Genomic DNA, 19947 nt, shown 5'->3' on the forward strand with positions numbered 1-19947 from the left:
AAATAACTCCACATATTAATTCAATTTAACTGGCAAGAAATTGTACTTCTTGTCAGTTTTTTGATAGTATAAGAAAAAATATCAATTGAAGTGGTGCCATCAAACGGGTGCCGCTTTCTTTTATGGAAAGGAACAGAAAATGACAAAAGAAGTAAAGCGGATCATTGCGGTGGTCCTATTTTGCGAATTTTTAATCTGCTTAGGGATGAGTTTGGTATTTCCGGTAGAGCCATTTATTAAGAATGAATATCACTTTACTGCTTTCGACATGGGAGTGATGTCATCATTATTTGCGTTCGTTCAATTTGTCGCGTCACCGATTGTTGGCCGTTTTTCAGATAAGATTGGGCGAAAACCGATGCTGGTTTGGGGACTCTTGATTTTTGCCATTGCGGAATTTGTTTTTGCATTAGCTCAGCATTTGTGGGTCTTTGATCTCTCACGGGCGGTTGACGGTCTTTCAGCAGCGATGTTTGTCCCTACTTCAATGGCATTAGCGGCTGATATTACAACTGAGCGTGATCGTGCTAAGGTAATCGGTTGGTTATCCGCAGCCTTTAGTGGTGGCTTGATTTTAGGACCAGGACTTGGGGGCCTATTAGCTCATGTTAGTTATAAATTCCCGTTTTGGGTTGCTGGAGTGCTTGGCTTGATCAGTACATTAGTGGCTTGGCGTTTTCTTCCTCGCGATGAGGATGAACGGTTCCAAAGTGAGACAAAGGATCCGGAGGGCGAACTTCTCGGTAGTAGTTGGCAGCAAATAAAGCAAATTATGACGCCAACGCTAGCAGTCCTTTTTGGGATGATTTTTGTCGCTGCATTCGGATTAGCAGGATTTGAGAGCATTTATAGCTTGTACGTTAATGAAGTCCATAACTTTGATTTAGGAGCAATTGCGCTTGTCCTAACATTAAACGGGATCATTTCACTGGTTCTTCAGGTGTTCTTCTTTGAACGACTTGTACAGTGGTTAGGTGAGGTCCGTCTAATGGAATATAGTTTTCTTTTGAGTATTGTTGGAACAATTTTGGTGATTTATGATCATTCACACTGGCAGCTGATTGTAGCAACGTTGTTTGTCTTTGAGGCTTTCGATCTTCTTCGTCCTGCTATTACAACTCTGTTAACCAAGATGAGCAAGACAAATCAAGGACTCCTTAATGGGATTAACATGTCGTTGACTAGTATCGGAAATATTATTGGTCCATTAATCACTGGAGCGTTGTTAGACGTTAACTATCAGTATCCATATTGGTTTGTAATTCTCTTCTTGCTGATCGCCTTGATCATTGGTTTTCGTCTTCGGAAGCTCGACGTCCAAGACTAATTAGCTGGTGAACAGTGCTAGAATAGAGGTAACTTAATTGGGAGGCCAAAAAAATGGACTATAAATATACAGGCGATGACTTCAACATCAAAAAAGCACCAACAAAGGTTAAGGATAGTGCTGATGAACTGGAGAAAATCAAGGGACAAATTGAAGAAAACCTCCGTCATCTTCGCCACGCCCAAAAAATGATGTATGCACGACATAAGTACGGGATTTTGGTTGTTTTTCAAGCAATGGATGCCGCTGGAAAGGATAGTATGATTGCTCATATTTTTTCTGGGGTTAATCCAGTTGGCTTTAAGGTGGCTAACTTTAAACAACCAACTTCTGCGGAATTACGCCATGATTATCTTTGGCGGATTAATCAACAACTGCCATCCCGAGGAGAAATTGGCGTCTTTAACCGGTCATATTACGAAGACGTCCTAGTTTCTCGTGTTCATCCTGAAATTATCCTGAATGCTAATTTACCAGAGGTTGACTCCTTAAGTGATGTCAATGATCATTTCTTCAAGGGGCGGTATCAGGATATTCGCGATTATGAGAAATACCTATCACGGAACGGCTTTGTAATTTTTAAGTTCTTCCTTCACATTTCAAAGGACGAGCAAAAGAAACGGTTCCTTCGGCGAATTAACCTGCCAAAGAAACACTGGAAGTTTTCTTCAGCGGATATTCGAGAACGGCAATACTGGGATAAATACCAAAAAGCATATGAAAAAGCAATTAACGCAACTGCTACTAAGAAAAATCCGTGGTATGTTGTTCCGACCGATGATAAGTGGTATTCACGCTTAATCGTGTCGGATATTTTAACGAAAGAAATTGAAAAATTGCCATTAGCCTATCCTGAGTTATCTCCTGATGAAGCAGCAAAGCTAGATGCAGCTAAAGCGGAGTTACTAAACGAAAAGTAATTTACAAAAAAATTCATTTTTTTGTAAATTAGAGTTATAATGTGATTAGTGAAGTGATTTATGATTGGGGGGATAAAAATGAAGAAATGTCCTTGGTGTGGGAAAAACGTACCAACAGAAGATCGGATTTGTCCTTCCTGTGGGTATGATTTTAGCCGTGGCGAGATGAGTTCGTTTTATGATCAACGCCAACAAAAACAAGCTAAGAGTAAGATTCGCCATAAGAATGAAATGGTAATCGTTGCGACATTAGCGATCATTGCTGGTGGAAGTTATATTTTTAATAACCAGCAGGAACAAACCGAAGCTCGTCAAAACATCCAACAAACGACTAAGACCATTTCTGAATCATCGACTGCGGATAGTAGTGTTGCTTCAAGTAGTTCTAGTGAAAGTGCTGCTAAGTCTTCATCTTCAAAGGCAACGAAGAAGAGTAGTACCGAAGTTGCAAAGAAGAAGCCTGCTGTAAAGAAGCAAGTAACAAAGAAGAGTAATGGCGACCAGTTAAAGAGCAATATGCAGCCAACTGAGTTTGCTGCAGCAGTTGCCAAATATGCTGCACAAAAGAATGTTTCAAAGTGGAAAGATGTTGTTAATAATTCAAATAACGGTATTTTGATCAAGGAAACAACCGAACCGGATATTGTTAATTACTTATCTGCTAAGGGAAATGGAACGGTTTACGTCGCCTTTAACAGTAAAGATAGCAACAATGAAGTTGTCTACTCTGCATATACCATCAATCAGGATGGCAGTGTAAATATCTACGAATTCGGGACACCTGATGCACCGCATACAGGGAATATTTACAATCCAGTTGAGACAGTTTCACAACAAGATCTGGTTAAGTACCTAAATAGTCATAAGCAAGCCAAGAATGTTCAGCAAATGGCTAAAAAAGTCGGAATTGCTCATGAATAAAGAATAGAATATGACAAAATAAAAACGTGATTAAGAACCCACTAATCTTAACCACGTTTTTCCTTTTTCTATATTTAGATAGTGTATAATTAATTATGTAAGCGCTTATTTATTTGGGGAGAGTTTATATTGGAGGAGTTGTTATTAAGATGTTAAGTTTTTTGAAACCGCGGCATAAGGAGCAAGTACCACCTGATAAGGCTCACGGTTTATTTGAGCGGTATAAATGGATGTCCTTATTTGGAGTTTTCATTGGTTATGCTGCTTTTTATATTGTCCGGAATAATTTTACGTTATCAACGCCACAACTAAAGGCATCATTGGATCTTTCTAAGGGACAGATTGGGATGTTATCTAGTTGCTTACTGATTGCTTATGGGCTAGGAAAAGGGGTCATGAGCGCTTGGTCTGACAAAGCTAACCCAAAGCGGTTCATGGCAACCGGGTTGATTATTTGTGCGCTGCTCAGTATGTGCCTTGCCTTCTTTGGCTTTAGCCTATGGTCACTAGCTATTATTTTAATTCTCTTAGGCTTATTCCAAGGAATGGGTGTTGGGCCATCATTCATTATCCTCTCAACCTGGTTTGATAAGAAGCAACGGGGCTTTATAACGTCGATTTGGAACACTTCACATAATCTTGGTGGAGGACTAATTTCACCTCTTGCTGGATTTATGTTGGGAATTGTTGGTGCAAGCCACTGGCGGTTTGCAATCTATGTTTTCCCAGCGTTAGTTGCCATTGCGGTGGCCCTAATTGTGTTGATCTTTGTTAAGGGCCGACCTGAAGAAGAAGGTCTGCCACCGCTGGAAGAAACGAAGCAAGAACAAAGCAACATTGATTACCACGATTTAAGCTCTTGGCAAATTCTTACTAAGTACGTCTTTAATAATCCTGGTGCTTGGCTAGTTTCGTTTATGGATACCTTTGTTTACATGATTCGGTTTGGAATTTTAACCTGGTTACCAATCTTCTTAATTCAGGCTAAAGGCTTCACCCATGGTCAAATGATGATTGCGTTTGCGTTCTTTGAATGGGCCGCTATCCCATCTACATTACTAGCAGGGATTATTTCTGATAAGCTTTTCAAGAGCTATCGGATGCCACCAGCAATGATTGCCCTGGTTCTAATTATTTTCTGTATCTTTGGTTACTGGAATAGTAAATCAGTGACAGCAGTAACGGTTTATGCTGCGCTGGCAGGTTGTTTAGTTTACATTCCACAATTCCTTGATTCCGTTCAAACGATGGAAGTTGTTCCACCATTTGCTGTGGGCTCAACTGTTGGGCTTCGAGGCTTCATGAGTTATGTCCTTGGTTCAACGCTGGGAACGAGCCTTCTCGGAGTGGCAGTCGATCATTACGGCTGGAATACGGGATTAGTTCTCTTAATTATCGCAACCATTCTTTGCTTAGTATGTTCTGCTGCCTTACACGTTTTCTCGTTAAAGAAACGTCACGCAGAAGCTAAATAGTATTAGATAGATCAAAACCTCAGTATTCAAACGATGGATACTGGGGCTTTGGTTTATTTCACCGTAATTATATGACTATTTTTAAAGGCCGTTGTAGAAAGTTCGTTGCCAATCCCGGGACGATCTGGTACAGTTAGTTGACCGTTTTCTGGCTCATAATCATACTTTGTCAATGCTAACATTTTTGGCATTGCTGTATTAATGTTATACTCGTGAATAACAAAATTAGGTAAGGTTGCTTCTAAGTTTAAGGAAACTGCCGTCATCAAATTACTACCAGTAATGTGGATTTGGACACCAATATCAGAAATTGCTGCTAAGTCACAGATTTTCTTGACCTCCGTTACCCCACCAGCAGTTCCAATATCCGGTTGGGCAACCTGAATGGCTCCCTGATCAAATGCCCGTTTGAAATCCCAGCGAGAATATAAACGTTCTCCGGAAGCGATTGGGAGACCAGTTTCGTGGTGCACGGTGGCTAAGAGTTGAGGATCTGGTTTGACTGGTTCTTCGTAATATAATGGTGAATACTGTTTAGCTAGTTTGCCGAAACGAATGGCTGCCAGTTTACCAGTCAGTGCGTGGTTCTCCAATATTAAATCGCCATTGGGGCCAAGTACCTGACGAACTGCATGTAGACGTAGTTGAACCAAATTTAGGTAGTCACTAGTTAAGAGATTCTCCTGGTCGATATGGTTAACTGGCTGGCCCTCTTCATCGAAAGTCAAAAAGTTAATTTTAACAGCGTCAAATCCCTTTTCTACCGCAATCCGGGTATTAGCCGCATAGTCTGCCGGTTGGCCAGCGTGATGGCGACCAACTCCCCAGCCCATCTGTAACTGACTAGCATAAGCACGTACTCGTCGTTGCTGCTCACCGCCTAATAATTCGTGTAAAGGGGCATGATAATATTTACCCTTAATATCCCATAAAGCAATATCAAAAGCCGAAATAGCACCAAAGATGACAGGCCCGGCGTTTAACCCAAAGAAACTCTGCCGATATAGTTTTTCCCAGATTACTTCGTGTTCTAACGGATTCATCCCAATTAGCAATGGTGCCAAATCATGCATTTCTGCAAATGCAGCATGACTAACAACACCGTAGGAAAGAGCAACTTCGCCATCCCCATACAGACCGGTATCAGTATAAATTCGGCAAAAAGATGGTCGCCAGCCATCCTCTACCGGATCGCTATACAACAAATCAATTTTCTTTATTTTCACGATTGTTATCTCCCATTAACGATTTCTAAAATCACCTTAAGCATAAATGATTGCTAATAGTAAATGAATATTTTCAAAAACGATTAAGCTACTAAAAAGTTTTTGAGGAAAAACTTGAGAAAAATTAAAAAAGTGCCACCCAATTGATGATTAATTCACCAACCGGGTGGCTGTTGTTTTTTGCAATGAAGTCCAGAGTCATGACAAATTATCACAATTCTCGGTTTTTAAGTTTCAATTTATTTAGTATTAGTCATCTTAAAAGACATTATCTCGGCCATATTTACAGATGGGGAGGAGGGGACACTTAGTACATTTAGGATTCTTAGCGGTACATTGGTAGCGACCAAAGAAGATCATTGCGTGGTGAGCATCGAGCCATTCATCTTTGGGGACTGCCTCTTTTAGGCGTTTTTCAATCTGCAAAACGGTTGCGTTTGGTTTAACCATTCCTAAGCGTCGTGCAACTCGACTAACATGTGTATCGACAGGGAAGGCAGGAATATTGAAACATTCTGCAAGGACAACGTTAGCGACTTTACGACCGACACCTGCTAAACTGGTTAGCTCCTTCATCGTATGGGGAACCTTACCATTAAAATCGTTCATAATTCCCCAAGCAGCTTTAACGAGGTATTTAGCTTTGTTATGGTAAAGCCCGAGTGATTGAATAAAGGGCTCAACGTCTTCGGGCTCAGCCTTAGCTAGTGATCTTGGAGTTGGAAAACGGGCAAAGAGTGCTGGAGTAATCATGTTAACTGATTTATCTGTTGACTGAGCGCTAAGGATTGTCGCTATTAGAAAGTGAAAGGTTGTATCAGCATTTAACGTTGTTCCAGCGTCTGGAAACATTTCCCGCATTTGATGAATTGCGTTTACGATTTCACTATTTGTCAGCATTGTTTTTTCCTCCTGTAGTTCTATCATTATTATAAAACAAATAAATTAACTGCCAAAAAATATCTGCTTTTAATTATCATTTGATAATGAGCTAGAAGATATATATATATATATATACGGCGGCGCGGGATTACGGGATTTTTATAATAAATAAATTTAAATATTGAATCGGACTTTATTTGACCTTTTTGCGATAATGATGTATAACTAAAGGTGAACAAGCGATAAGTAATATTATTGCTTGGTTTATAACTGAAATTATTTAACGATTTAGTAGTCCTACTAGATTTCATTATGTATGTGATAATTTTTTCAGTTATCATGTTTGAACTGAACTTAATTTAATTGGTTGATACTTTATCCTCAAATTGAGATCATTGTCGCCTCCCCATGACTGTGATTTCGCAAATAATTTGCTAGGTTGATGTTATGACTTAGGTACACACTATCTAAACGCTTACCCCCTAAATTAACCTGAGTCGTAATTGGCATTCAACCGACCTAATTGAATTAATGATGCTTAAACATGCCCTATGAGACCTGCTAGATTGATCTCTATTGAAGACTTTTCAGAATTCCCCATTTCTGAAAAGTCTTTTTTGTTTTAATAATTAAAATTTTTTCATAAACGGGACAATAAATAAAAATAAAACATTTATTTAATTAACAATTGACCAATGTGCAATCGGTTGTTAGAATAAGTTAATGTTTTCTTATTATTCTAATCTAAATTTAATAGATAAGGAGGAATGGTTATGAGTTTTTGGAAAACAATTACCCGAAAAGAAGATCCGCGCGTCTATGCCAATAAAGACGGCCATCTGGTTCGTTCGTTGAAGGTGCGGGACTTCTTAGCACTTGGGGTCGGTACAATTGTCTCCACCTCTATTTTCACTCTTCCTGGTGAAGTGGCAGCAATGCATACTGGACCAGCCGTTGCAATCTCATTCTTACTTGCTGCAGTGGTTGCAGGATTAGTTGCGTTTTCTTATGCAGAAATGTCTGCAGCGATGCCATTTGCCGGTTCAGCGTATTCGTGGATTAACGTTGTTTTTGGTGAATTCTTTGGTTGGATTGCCGGTTGGGCACTTCTTGCGGAATATTTTATCGCACTAGCCTTTGTTGGTTCTGGTCTTTCGGCTAACTTTCGGGCATTAATTGCACCGTTAGGGTTGAAGCTCCCGGCATCATTGTCAAATGCGTTTGGGACTGATGGCGGAATTGTTGACCTGGTTTCGGTAGTAGTTATTGCTCTGGTTGCGGCCTTGATTTCTCGTGGGGTTTCTCGGGCTGCCCGAGTTGAGAATGTCTTGGTTGTCCTTAAAGTTTTCGCCGTTTTGCTATTTATTGTAGTTGGTTTGACAGCTTTACATGCTGCTAACTATGTTCCATTTGTTCCTAAATATCATGAAACCGCAAATGGACCATTTGGTGGTTGGCAGGGAATTTATGCTGGTGTTTCAATGATTTTCCTGTCATACATCGGCTTTGATTCAATTGCTGCTAATTCTGCGGAAGCTGTTAACCCGCAAAAGACAATGCCCCGAGGAATCCTTGGTTCACTTGCAATTGCTGTTGTCTTGTTTGTAGCTGTTAGTTTAGTTCTTGTCGGCATGCTTCCATACAGTAAATATGCTAATAGTGCTGAACCAGTTGGGTTGGCACTTCGGGCTGCCGGCCATGGTGGCGTGGCAACCGTTGTTCAGACAATTGCTGTTGTGGGGATGTTTACCGCATTAATTGGGATGAGTATGGCCGGCTCACGGTTAATTTACTCATTTGGTCGTGATGGAATGCTGCCAAAGTGGCTTGGTAAGTTAGATGAAAGTAATCGACCAAACCGGGCACTATGGACTCTAACAATTGTTGGAATCCTGATTGGGGCGTTCTTCCCATTTGCATTCCTTTCACAGTTGATTTCTGCCGGAACATTGATTGCGTTTATGTTCGTTTCAATCGGGATTTATCCATTACGTCGCCGCGAAGGTAAAGATATTAATGACCCAGCATTTAAGGTGCCACTTTATCCAGTTTTACCAGCACTTGGCTTTATCGCTTCATTGATGGTTTTCCTTGGCTTGGATTACCAGGCTAAACTGTACGCCGGTATTTGGTTCGTTCTTGGTTTAGTTATTTACTTTGTCTACGGAATGAAGCATTCGTATTTGAATAAGAAAAAGTAGAGTGCGAGCCGTGAGAGTGTGAAGCCGTGAAAAGCTCCCGGATGATAACGATTTCTCTCGACGAAGGCGACTAGCGTCTAGGAGAGAGGTCGTTATCTTGAGGGAGCTTAGGCTGAGCACGTTTTGACTGTGTTGCCTAGAACACTTCTAACTGGCAAGCACATTTCGATTCACATTGATCATTATTAACAATAAAAAGCATAAGTAGGGGGGATTGCTAATGGGTTCAATGGAAAATAACCACAAAATCTTAGCAAAAGAAAATGAAGCATTTGCCACCGCAGCACGAGTTAAGTATTACGATATCGTAATTAACAGTGGGCGGGGAGCTATTTTGACTGATGTTGATGGTAATCAGTACATTGATCTCTTAGCAAGTGCTAGCTCTACAAATACCGGGCATTGTCACCCGAAAGTTGTTAAAGCAATTCAGGATCAAGCAGCCCAAATTATTCAGTATACACCAGCTTATTTTGCAAATAGTCAAGCAGCGCGGTTAGCACCACGCTTAGCGGAATTAGCTCCAATATCAGGACCGACTGAGGTTGTTTGGGGTAATTCTGGTTCGGACGCCAACGATGCGATTATTAAATTTGCCAGGGCATATACTGGTCGTCAGTATATCGTTTCCTTCACGGGAGCATATCACGGGTCCACGTATGGTTCAATGACCCTATCCAGTGTCTCGCTGAATATGGCACGGAAGATGGGACCATTACTCCCTGGGGTTGTTAAAGTACCATTTCCCGATCCATGGGATAAACTTCCTGATGAATCAGAAGAGCAATTTGTTGATCGCTATTTCAAAATGTTTAAGTTGCCGTTTGAAACCTACTTACCAGTTGATGAAGTGGCCGCAATCCTGATTGAACCAATTCAGGGTGATGGTGGAATTGTTAAGACACCACCGGAATTTATGGAAAAGATTTATCAATTTGCTAAGGAAAACGGGATCCTCTTTGCTGTTGATGAAGTTAATCAAGGAATGGGGCGTACCGGGAAATGGTGGTCAATCCAACATTTTGGAATTGAGCCTGATTTGATGTCGGTTGGTAAATCGTTAGCTTCTGGGATGCCATTAAGTGCTGTTGTTGGCCGCAAAGAGATTATGGAGTCTCTTGGTGCTCCCGCTAACGTTTACACAACTGCTGGTAATCCAGTAACAACTGCAGCCGCTAATGCTACTTTAGATGTAATTCAGGATGAACATCTTCTTGAACGGTCAACTAAGTTAGGTGAAAAGGCTAAGCAGTTCTTTGAAGATGAACAAAAGAAATATGAGTTTATCGGTGATGTCCGAATGTACGGCCTAGATGGCGGAATTAATATTGTTAATCCGCAAACCGGGAAAGGCGATACTGCGGCAACAACGCGGATTATGTATCGGGTATTTGAACTTGGTGCAATTATCATCAGTCTTCGGGGAAATATCCTGCGCTTCCAGCCACCGCTAGTAATTACTGAGGAAGAATTAGACCGAGCTTTTGAAATGCTTGATCAGGCGTTTGCAGAAGAGGCTGCTGGAAAGTTAAGCCTTCCAGATAATGCTGAAGAATTAGGTTGGTAGTTCCTAAATTGTTACTTTAATAATCGAAAAAAATCTCCTATAATATTTTGTTAGACAACTAACTAAATGCTATAGGAGATTTTTTGATGGAATTAATTGGGCGATTGTTAAAAATGGCAACGAATAGCCTGAATCAAGAATTTAACCGGTTTGCTCAGCAGTATGACCTGACCGGGACACAGATGTCTTTAATTGATTTTATGGCTAATTGTGGAAGCCGGGAGTGTAACCAACAGATGATCGAACAGGAATTTAATATTAAGCGGTCAACAACGACAGTAATTATCCAGCGATTAGTGAAAAAGGGCTTGATTGAGCAACGGCAGTCTTCAACTGATCGCCGGCAAAAGATAGTTACGTTGACAGCAAGAGGAAGAGAATTAGCACCTAAAGTTAGGGAGTATATTTTAGCATCTGAAGAACAACTAATAGCCAACTTTACTGCTGAGGATCTTCATCAGTTCAAAGAAATTCTGAAATTCATGATTGGGGAGGGTGAAGAGAATGGTTCAAAATGATCGAATTCCGCCTCGGGTTGTTGCTGCCGTTATTGCGACAGGGTTAATGTCTTTTTGCGGAGTGATCGTTGAAACTGCGATGAATGTTACTTTCCCAATTCTGATGAATGAGTTTAGTCTGACAACGAATAAGGTTCAGTGGATGACATCAATCTACCTGTTGGTTGTTGCGGTTATTGTTCCACTTTCGGCAGTTCTTAAGAGTTCGTATAGAACACGGACCCTTTTTACCGTAGCAAACCTATTTTTCTTCTGTGGCTTATTAGTTGATGCCTTTGCGCCAAGTTTTATCCTGTTACTATTAGGTCGAGCGATTCAAGGTGTCGGAACTGGAATTGCCCTGCCGCTGATGTTTAATATCATTATGGAACAGGTTCCCCAAAGTAAAATTGGCTTTATGATGGGAATTGGTAATTTAATCACCGGAATTGCTCCGGCAGTGGGACCAACATTTGGTGGGATCATTGCTAGTAAATTGAACTGGCGGTGGATCTTTTACATTCTCCTCCCGTTGATGGTTGTTTCGTTTATTTTAGGACGGTGGGGGATTCAACAAAAATCTGTGATTAGAAAACAGCGGGTTGATTCCGTTAGCCTTCTGATGATTGTGTTTATGTTTAGCGGATTGGTTGACGGTTTTAGTAATGTAGGGAGCGTCCCGTTTATGAGCATTAATGTTCTGGGAGCCTTTTGTCTTGGAATTATTGGAATGATTGGCCTAACGTGGCGTTCACTTACAATCGCAACGCCAACGTTAGATCTGCGCCTATTTAAGAATCACCGGTTTACCGGTCATGTTCTAGGCTTCTTTCTTACTCAGATTATGTCGCTTGGCTTTGCCTTTCTTTTACCAAATTATATCCAGTTAGTTAACGGTAATACTTCCACGATTGCCGGATTAGTTGTCTTACCGGCAGGGGTTGCCGGAGCAGTCTTTGCGCCGCTTGGTGGTAAAATCCTTGATCGATTTGGTGCGCGACGGCCGATTCTTTTGGGAATGACTCTTTGTTTCCTTTCCTTGCTTGTTTTTGCTGTAATTAGTCGACAAATGAGTAATGTTATTATTGCAATCGTTTATTGTTTCTATATGGCAGGAATGGGGATGTGCATGGGGAGCGTAATGACAAGCGCGCTCAGGACTATTAGTTCTTCAGAAACGGCACAGGGGAATGCAATCCTAAATACCCTTCAGCAGTTTGCTGGTGCAATGGGGACATCGATCGCTGCCATGATCGTTGCAAGTAGTCAAGCACAGCTTAAAGTTAATCGGGCACTATCAACCGCAATTGGAACTCAACACGCGTTTATTGTTCTGACAATTTTTAGTGTCATTGTTTGGTTAAGTTATTACCGAAGTGTTAAAGATTAGCCTGCTTGCAAGTTATCAACAATTTCGGTTATACTTTAATAGCCGTCTTAGCTCAGATAGGTAGAGCACATCCATGGTAAGGGTGACACGGCGGTTCAACTCCGCCAGACGGCTTAATAATTTACCTCTTGACAACCTAACAATCACCTTTTATACTAACCATAATTTAATTTTTCTAATGATTTTATAATAATGCATTGATGAGAAGAGTAGGAATAGGCGCTCTCAGAAAGTGACCGCTGATGGTGAGAAGGCGGGAGAGTAATCATTCTGAAGATGAGCTCGGAGCAATTGAAAGGCGGTCAGTAATGGCTAGCTTTCCGGAAGGATCCGTTACCATCCCTGGCATTCTAGTTGAGTGCTGTTGAGGCTGATTAATTCAGTGAATTTGGGTGGTACCACGTTGTTGACGTCCCTAGGTAGTTTAAATACTACTTAGGGGCGTTTTTTGGTTATAACGAAAGGAAGAGAGCAATGACAAGATTTGACACCAAACTGGTTCATGCACCAGCACAACATGATAATAATACTGGAGCGGTGACTACTCCTATTTATAAAGCGACTACCTTTGCATATCCCAAAATTGGTGCACCAGTAAAGGATGATTATTCACGTTCTGGCAATCCAACCCGGCGTGCTTTGGAAGAACAATTGGCAGCGTTAGAGGAAGGAACAGCTGGCTTTGCCTTTTCTTCAGGAATGGCCGCTATTCATGCTGCATTGGCAATATTTGAACGGGGAGATCACATAATTGTTGGTAAGCAAATTTATGGCGGAACCTTTCGATTGCTTCACCAATTCTTTGAGCGTTGGGGACTGGAAATTACCGCTGTTGATACCCGTGATCTCACGGCAGTTGAAGCAGCGATTCAGCCAAATACCAAAGCAATTTACTTTGAACCCGTAACAAACCCACTATTGCAAGTAACAGTGGTGAGAAAGGTTGCTACATTGGCGCACCAACACCACCTACTGACGATCGTTGATAACACATTTTTAAGTCCATATTTACTACAGCCGTTGGCACAAGGAGCTGATATTGTAATCCATAGTGCAACTAAGTATCTATCAGGACATTCTGATGTTTCAGCAGGAGCAGTGATTGTTAAAAATCGTGAGTTAGCTAAGCGGGTTTATTTTATTCAAAACGCTCTTGGTAGTATTTTGTCACCTGAGGATAGTAATGAACTAGCAAGAGGAATTAAGGCCCTAAGTTTACGGTTGGATCGGCAAATTGCTAATGTTAAGGAGCTGATCAACTATTTACGAGGATTAAGCGTGGTTGAAAAGATCTATTATCCTGGGGTTGAGGGGCAACCAGGATATCAGGAGCTACATCAAGAAGCTAAGGGGGCTGGCGGTGTGTTCTCGTTTGAATTAACAGAAAGGGTAGATCCGGTTAAGTTTGTCAATGCTCTTCACTTATTCAAGCTGGCTGTTAGTTTGGGAGCCGTAGAAAGCCTGGTTGAATTGCCAAGCAAAATGATCCATGCAGAATTAAGCGAAGAGGAGCAGTTAGCTGCTGGAATCAAGCCTGGATTAATTCGGATGTCAGTTGGGATTGAAGATTTTCATGATCAAATCGCTGATATTCAGCAGGCAATCGCAAAGTCAAGAAAATAGGGGGTAATTACTATGTGTAAATATTCAGTTGAAACAATTGCGGCACAAGCAGGAAACCATATTGATGACAAAAAAGCGGTTGCTCTACCGTTGTACTTTTCTTCGAACTATCGCCATGATTCCCTTGAAGAAGCTAAGAATTTTGATCCGAACAAGGGATACACATATTCTCGAATAGCAACCCCTAATCGTCGAGCACTTGAACAAACAATGGCGAACCTTGAAGCCGGTCGGCGAGGATTTGCTCTAAGTTCAGGAATGGCCGCAATTCAGTTAGCGTTAAGTATCCTAAAAACTGGCGATCATTTGATTTCTCTTGATGACCTGTATGGTGGTGATTTTCGATATTTTCGTTATCTTCATTCGCATGTCGGAATTAACTTTGATCAGTGGAATGGTGAAAGACTCGCAGATTTGCTAGCTAAAATTACTCCGCAGACTAGAGTTGTTTGGCTGGAAACACCTTCAAACCCAACAATGAAAGAATTAGATATTGCGGAAATTGCTACTGCAGTTCATAAAAAGAATTCTCAAATTTTAGTGATTGTGGACAATACGTTCTATACTCCAGTTTATCAACGGCCACTTGAACTAGGGGCGGATGTTGTTGTTCATTCCGCAACAAAATATTTATCAGGACACAATGATCTGCTTGGTGGTATTTTGGTTTGTAAGAAACAAGAACTCGCTGAACGATATTTTGAATATTACATTACGACTGGTGATACGTTGGATTCTTTTGATTCATGGCTGTTATTACGAAGCTTGAAAACATTAGATGTTCGGGTAAGACAGCATACTAAGAATGCTCAAGCGGTGGTTAAATATCTTAAACAGGATCCGAGAGTCGAGAAGGTATTATATCCCGGGAAGGGTGGGATGATTAGTTTTTACCTTAAAGCTGAAGATGATGTTGCTAGGCTTTTAGATAATGTGAAACTGATTACCTTTGCGGAAAGTCTTGGAGGAATTGAAAGCTTGATTACAATTCCGTATTATCAAACTCATGCTGATGTGGAGCTTGCTCAACGACAACGATTAGGGATCACACCACGCTTATTGCGACTATCTGTTGGTTTAGAAAAACCTCAAGACCTGATTAATGATATCAAGCAGGCATTAGGAGAATAAAAAACAGGCTCAGACGTGAAATTAGTCTTAGTCTGTTTAGTATTGCTTTACGGGCCTTCTGTACCTGCTCAAGCTAACGTTCTAGGCACCTGAGTCGAAATGTGTTCGCAGGGAAGCCCCTATAGACAACAACCTCCCTCCCAGATGCTTTCGGCATCCAGTCGGGAGAAATTGTTGCCTTACGGGTCTTCTGTACCTGCTCACACTCTGATTTAAACGTGTTCGCAGGGACCGCAACTTCCGCCTAGCTATCCCGGATTTGATTGTAAGTCAATCATCGTCCGGGATTTTCTAGTGCTCAGTTGCTAATTCGTCCCTGCTCATACTCTTTTAAATGTGTTCGCCCTAACCTTCCTCAAGCTAATTTCTAGACAACTAAGTCGAGATCTGCTCGCCAGGGCCTTGCTAGAGCTAACAACCTCCCTCCCAGATGCTTTCAGCATCCAGTCGGGAGAAATTGTTAGCTTTCCGCAAGTCCTCTGCTGGCTCGCACTCTACTTTGCTAGTATTTCCATTCTTAATGCTTCATAAATGGAGTTCTTTGCACCGAGGGTCATGCTGGTAAAGTAAGCAATAAAAGTGAGAATAGTCATTGGGAGGATTTGGTTAACTGAGCCAACCATTTCGGTGACGAGAAGAATTGCGGAAATGGGGGTTCCTTCAGTGGCGCCAAAGTAAGCAGCCATTCCCATTGCAATCAAGTTCAGGTAACAGCTTGCTGGGATAATGTTGAAGTGAATCAAGATAATTCCGGCGATTGCGCCAAGAAGACTACCAAGAACGAAGATCGGCATAAAGATACCACCAGGAACAGTAGCACCAGCGGCAATCATTGTTCCCGTATATCGCAGGACAAAAAAGAGGATGAGCATCCCTAAAACTAATAGCCAGTTAGTCTTTAATGACATTTGCGTAATATACATAATAAAATTATGACTTCCACCAAGAATATGGCAATTCCATAGACCAACAGGAATAACAAGAAGTAAGGGGAGAATGCTGTGATAATAGTTAGGGAGAATGGTAAATTTACGGTACCACCAACCAAGGTTAAGTATTCCGTATTGAAAAAGGTACCCACCGGCGCCAATAACAATGCCAACTAGAATTAGCTATGGGTATGACGAGAGTGGTAACCGCATTGAGATTGGCATGGCTAGACATGGTTTTGTCCCAAAAAAGAGGATTGTCATTAGGTCGGCAGAAATAGCAGCGGCTAAGGCTCCTGCAATTACCTTAAAATTAAAATGACGAGTAACCTCTTCAAGCAGGAAAACAGTTCCGGCGATGGGGGCACTAAAGGCAGCTGATAATCCAGCAGCGATCCCGCATTTAATTAACAGATCGCGCTCCTCAGTATTCTGATAGTGGTATACGTCTTCCGCGAATCCTTGCCCAATGCAGGCACCAATTTGGATACAAGGACCTTCTCAACCAAGAAAAAGCCCTGGACAGATAGTTAGGAGACCAATGACAAACTTTCGCCAGAGGACACTCCACCAATTCATTTGATGCTTGCCAATTAGAATTGCTTCAATCTGAGGAACGCCAGAACCAACAATATCGAATAGTTCAGGACGAATTATCTTTGCGATTAGCCAAACAACGATTAACGTTCCTAAAATATATGGAATAATCATCAGCGGGTGGCTACCCAAATAAGGATACACAATTGTTAAAAGGATCAGTGTTTGATCAATAATCCAACGAAAGGTACCGACGACTAATCCGGTGATAACCCCTACTAAAATTCCGGGAATAACATAGCGTAAGAATTCAGCGGTAAAGGGTTTTCGTAAAAGATCTTTTGCGCGCAGGACTGTTCCTGTGTCAGTCGATGAATTCATTTCTTCACTTCCAATCTACACGCCCCAATTATATTCTTTTCAAGATCCTTTCACAATTCTAAAGAAGCGCTATCATTAGGATTAATATGTTACAATATGGTTTTAATTAAGTACGAGCGGGAACGGAGGTCTTTTAATGGAATTTATTGCAACGCTAGCGGGACTATTGCTGGCGACCCAATTAGTAGCGCATCTTTGTCGACGAGTCGAAATTCCCGAGGTTATTGGGCAGATTCTGGTTGGAATTGTTGCCGGACCGGCGCTATTAAACTGGGTTCACCTCAATTCAATGATGAACGAGTTTCAGGAAATTGGGGTAATTATTTTAATGTTCATTGCCGGCTTGGAAAGTGATCTTTCATTATTGAAAAAATATCTCAAACCAGCAGTGGTTGTGGCAATTGTTGGTGTTGTGGTTCCAATTGCAATTATGGCTCCTGCGAGTTACTTTTTCGGCTTCACAACTCTTGAATCGATTTTCATTGGGGTTATTTTTTCCGCAACTTCGGTGAGTATTTCAGTTGCGGTCCTGCGAGAATTTAAACGATTGGATAGCCGTGAGGGAGCGACGATTTTAGGGGCTGCTGTGGCTGATGATATTATTGGCGTGATCCTCTTAAGTATTATGATCAGTGTGGTTAATCAGGCTGAAGGAAAGACTGGGGGGCAGCCATTATGGGCAGTCCTGCTTCTCCAAGTCTTGTTCTTTGGTGGGACTTACCTGGTTGTTAAATGGCTTGCTCCATACATGATGCATCTTAGTGAGCGGCTATTGACTGTTGCGTCACCGTCCGTAATGGCGATGATCATCTGTTTAGGAATGGCGGCAATTGCTGATTATGTTGGTCTAAGTGGGGCAGTTGGCTCTTTCTTTGCCGGGATCGCTGTTGCTAATACCCACCGAAAGGAAACGATTAACCGAAGCTTTATTCCAATTGGCTATGCCATGTTTATCCCGTTATTCTTTGTGAGCGTCGGTTTAAACATGCGAATTGATCGGCTAGATGAGTCATTTGTTTTTGTGATTGTGATGACGGTTCTTGCCTGCTTGACTAAGTTAGTCGGGTGTGGTGCCGGAGCCTATCTTTCGGGATTTGACTTTAACAGTTCATATGTCGTTGGTAGCGGAATGATTGCCCGGGGCGAAATGGCGCTGATCACCGCGCAAATCGGTTATCAAGCACATCTCTTATCATCAATGTATTATTCTGATGTAATTACAGTAATTATTGTGGCAACCGTTTTAGCACCATTTATCTTGAAACATGCTTTAGTGAAAGCAAATGAAGTTGCTGAATAGGAGAATATTTTGTAAATAAAGGAGGTCGGTGAGAAATAAAATTTGCCGACCTCCTTTGAATGCTGAGAGGGATGAAAATAATGAAGTATCTAATTGGGGTTGATGTTGGTACAACCGCGACTAAAGCAGTGCTGTATGATGAAAATGCAACGATCATCGGCCATTTTATTAAGAATTACCCCATTTACCGCGACCCACAGGGGATGGCGGAACAAGATCCAGAAGAAATCTTTCAAGCAGTTGAAACGGTAATTCGGGCGGCAACTCATCGGGCTGATTTAAAAACGGGACAATTACTTGGTGTTGCATTTTCAACGGCTAATCAAAGCTTACTGTTACTCGATGAACATTACCATCCCTTGACCAGAATTATTACCTGGGCTGATACCCGTGCTCGTCAAGATGCCTTGAAACTGAAAGAGACACCAGAAGGAAAGCAGCTTTATCAGACGACGGGAACGCCAATTCACCCGATGACGCCCTTAGCTAAGTTAATCTGGATTAGACGAGAACACCCGGAGCTTTTTCGCCAAATACGTCATGTAGCAGATATCAAGTCATACATCTTTTGGCGCTTATTTAGGAAGTTCAAGGTTGATCTTTCTGTTGCGAGTTGTACAGGTTTATTGGATATTCATACCGGAAAGTGGGACCAAGCTGCTCTAAAATTAGCTGGAATTAGTGAAAAGCAATTACCGATTGTTACTGAGCCAACTTCCCAAGAGACAGTGATGGTGGAAAGTGAACGCCAGAAAATGGATGTCCCACGCAGCACGCCGTTTGTATATGGTGCCTTTGATGGCGCCCTTTCTAACATTGGTGTTGGCGCGATTAAGCCTAATCAGGTTGCCATTACGATTGGAACATCAGCCGCCGTTCGGGTAATTACGGATCGACCGGTGATAGATCCACAAAAACGACTATTTTGTTATATGGTAGACAAAAAGCACTGGATTGTTGGTGGTCCGCTAAACAATGGTGGAGACGTTTTTCAATGGGCAGTGCACCATCTAATTGATCAAGGAGCCTTAGAGAACGAACAAGTCGATCGCTATACATTAGCAAACCGGATAATTGAGGGAACCTCGACTGGGAGTCACGGCCTGTTATTTCATCCTTATTTAGGAGGTGAACGGGCACCGATTTGGGATGCAAATGCCCGGGGCGATTTCTTTGGTCTGACTGCACTGCATACCCGAGCCGACATGCTTCGGGCAGTTCTTGAGGGGATTAACTTTAATATTGCGAGTGTTTTTGAGACAGTAATCAAGTTAGTGGGGAAACCGCAATCAGTTACGGCTACAGGTGGCTTTGCTCGGTCGAAAATTTGGCGGCAAATGCTAGCGGATATTTTAGATTGCCAGGTTAATGTCCCGATTTCTTTTGAATCAGGAAGTCTTGGAGCAGCTATTTTGATAATGCAGAGTAGCGGCCTTGCTAGTAACTATGATGTTGTAACAACTTATCTCGGTGAGAAAACAAAATATGATCCACAACCACAAGCAGTTGCGGTTTACAAGCAACTCTTTCCCGTATTCTGCCAGGTTGAAAAGCTATTGGCCCCATCTTATCCAACAATTGCTAATCTTCAGAGTGAGCTCGCTTCACTTCATGGTGACAATTAAATAGTGCTACAATAG

Annotated in this window: 14 protein-coding genes, 1 tRNA gene and 1 pseudogene; 13 read left to right on the top strand and 3 right to left on the bottom strand. The window is 41.7% G+C overall.

The window, feature by feature from the left end:
- Positions 1 to 139: 139 nt before the first annotated feature.
- The 4 genes from HUK49_RS01410 to HUK49_RS01425 all read left to right on the top strand — a co-directional run bounded on the left by HUK49_RS01410 (position 140) and on the right by HUK49_RS01425 (position 4643).
- Positions 140 to 1327 (top strand): MFS transporter, encoded by a 1188-nt coding sequence (locus HUK49_RS01410; RefSeq protein WP_191912378.1) that lies wholly within the window; start codon positions 140 to 142, stop codon positions 1325 to 1327.
- A 53-nt stretch (positions 1328 to 1380) separates the two neighbouring features.
- Positions 1381 to 2247, top strand: a complete 867-nt coding sequence (locus HUK49_RS01415) for a PPK2 family polyphosphate kinase (RefSeq protein ID WP_191912379.1) — start codon at positions 1381 to 1383, stop codon at positions 2245 to 2247.
- 78 nt (positions 2248 to 2325) lie between these two features.
- A complete protein-coding gene (locus HUK49_RS01420; protein ID WP_191912380.1) occupies positions 2326 to 3168 on the top strand; it encodes a zinc ribbon domain-containing protein in 843 nt (280 codons plus the stop codon).
- A gap of 149 nt (positions 3169 to 3317) precedes the next feature.
- Positions 3318 to 4643: an MFS transporter gene (locus HUK49_RS01425; RefSeq protein WP_191912381.1), complete on the top strand. Its 1326-nt coding sequence runs from the start codon at positions 3318 to 3320 to the stop codon at positions 4641 to 4643.
- 53 nt (positions 4644 to 4696) lie between these two features.
- Here HUK49_RS01425 and HUK49_RS01430 read toward each other — a convergent pair whose 3' ends face one another.
- Entirely contained in the window at positions 4697 to 5869 is a 1173-nt protein-coding gene (locus HUK49_RS01430; protein WP_191912382.1) for a mandelate racemase/muconate lactonizing enzyme family protein, read from the bottom strand.
- 258 nt (positions 5870 to 6127) lie between these two features.
- Positions 6128 to 6769, bottom strand: coding sequence for an endonuclease III (gene nth / locus HUK49_RS01435; protein ID WP_191912383.1), 642 nt, complete (start codon positions 6767 to 6769; stop codon positions 6128 to 6130).
- Between the two features lie 755 nt (positions 6770 to 7524).
- Here nth and HUK49_RS01440 point away from each other — a divergent pair.
- The 7 genes from HUK49_RS01440 (at position 7525) to HUK49_RS01470 (ending at position 15160) form a co-directional block, all read left to right on the top strand.
- Positions 7525 to 8952 carry an APC family permease gene (locus HUK49_RS01440; RefSeq protein WP_191912384.1) on the top strand — a complete coding sequence of 476 codons (1428 nt, stop codon included), beginning with the start codon at positions 7525 to 7527 and terminating at the stop codon, positions 8950 to 8952.
- 220 nt (positions 8953 to 9172) lie between these two features.
- A complete protein-coding gene (locus tag HUK49_RS01445; protein WP_191912385.1) occupies positions 9173 to 10519 on the top strand; it encodes an aspartate aminotransferase family protein in 1347 nt (448 codons plus the stop codon).
- Positions 10520 to 10605: 86 nt separating this feature from the next.
- On the top strand, positions 10606 to 11037 hold the full coding sequence (locus HUK49_RS01450; RefSeq protein ID WP_191912386.1) for a MarR family winged helix-turn-helix transcriptional regulator: 432 nt from the start codon (positions 10606 to 10608) through the stop codon (positions 11035 to 11037).
- The gene (locus HUK49_RS01455) at positions 11024 to 12406 is read left to right on the top strand and encodes an MFS transporter (protein ID WP_191912387.1); all 1383 of its coding nucleotides are present in this window, start codon (positions 11024 to 11026) and stop codon (positions 12404 to 12406) included. Before HUK49_RS01450 ends, HUK49_RS01455 begins: the two co-directional genes overlap by 14 nt.
- Positions 12407 to 12447: 41 nt before the next feature.
- Positions 12448 to 12520 (top strand) — tRNA-Thr (locus HUK49_RS01460).
- Between the two features lie 360 nt (positions 12521 to 12880).
- Positions 12881 to 14029, top strand: coding sequence for a trans-sulfuration enzyme family protein (locus tag HUK49_RS01465; protein ID WP_191912388.1), 1149 nt, complete (start codon positions 12881 to 12883; stop codon positions 14027 to 14029).
- Between the two features lie 12 nt (positions 14030 to 14041).
- Entirely contained in the window at positions 14042 to 15160 is a 1119-nt protein-coding gene (locus tag HUK49_RS01470; RefSeq protein ID WP_191912389.1) for a trans-sulfuration enzyme family protein, read from the top strand.
- Positions 15161 to 15654: 494 nt separating this feature from the next.
- Here the strand turns inward: HUK49_RS01470 and HUK49_RS01475 are convergent.
- Positions 15655 to 17007: pseudogene (locus tag HUK49_RS01475) on the bottom strand (ClC family H(+)/Cl(-) exchange transporter).
- A 136-nt stretch (positions 17008 to 17143) separates the two neighbouring features.
- Between HUK49_RS01475 and HUK49_RS01480 the strand changes: the two are divergent.
- Together HUK49_RS01480 and HUK49_RS01485 are read left to right on the top strand one after the other, a co-directional pair.
- Positions 17144 to 18307 carry a cation:proton antiporter gene (locus HUK49_RS01480; RefSeq protein ID WP_102168257.1) on the top strand — a complete coding sequence of 388 codons (1164 nt, stop codon included), beginning with the start codon at positions 17144 to 17146 and terminating at the stop codon, positions 18305 to 18307.
- An 80-nt stretch (positions 18308 to 18387) separates the two neighbouring features.
- Positions 18388 to 19932, top strand: coding sequence for a gluconokinase (locus HUK49_RS01485; protein WP_191912390.1), 1545 nt, complete (start codon positions 18388 to 18390; stop codon positions 19930 to 19932).
- Positions 19933 to 19947 lie beyond the last annotated feature (15 nt).

It is taken from the genome of Limosilactobacillus portuensis, assembly GCF_014838735.1.
Classification (GTDB): domain Bacteria; phylum Bacillota; class Bacilli; order Lactobacillales; family Lactobacillaceae; genus Limosilactobacillus; species Limosilactobacillus portuensis.